This is a genomic window from Enterobacter sp. UNJFSC 003 (assembly GCF_036903355.1).
Taxonomy (GTDB): Bacteria; Pseudomonadota; Gammaproteobacteria; order Enterobacterales; family Enterobacteriaceae; genus Enterobacter.
The window spans coordinates 1-305 of sequence record NZ_JBAKHK010000094.1; the positions used below are offsets into that span (position 1 = coordinate 1).

Annotated in this window: 1 pseudogene; it reads left to right on the forward strand. The window is 56.1% G+C overall.

Annotated features, from left to right (window positions below):
- A pseudogene (yfeX, locus tag V5P19_RS23250) lies at nucleotides 1-305 on the forward strand (porphyrinogen peroxidase); the annotation flags it as partial.

Consider the following 305-nt stretch of genomic DNA (forward strand, 5'->3'; position numbering starts at 1 on the left):
TGATCCACATTCTTTCTCTGCGTCACGACGTAAACTTCTCTGTCGCCCAGGCGGCGATGGAAGCCTTTGGTGACTGCATTGAAGTGAAAGAAGAGATCCACGGCTTCCGTTGGGTGGAAGAGCGTGACCTGAGCGGCTTTGTTGACGGTACAGAAAACCCGGCGGGTGAAGAGACGCGTCGCGAAGTGGCGGTTATCAAAGACGGCGTGGATGCCGGCGGCAGCTATGTGTTTGTGCAGCGTTGGGAGCACAACCTGAAGCAGCTCAACCGGATGAGCGTTCACGATCAGGAGATGATGATCGGG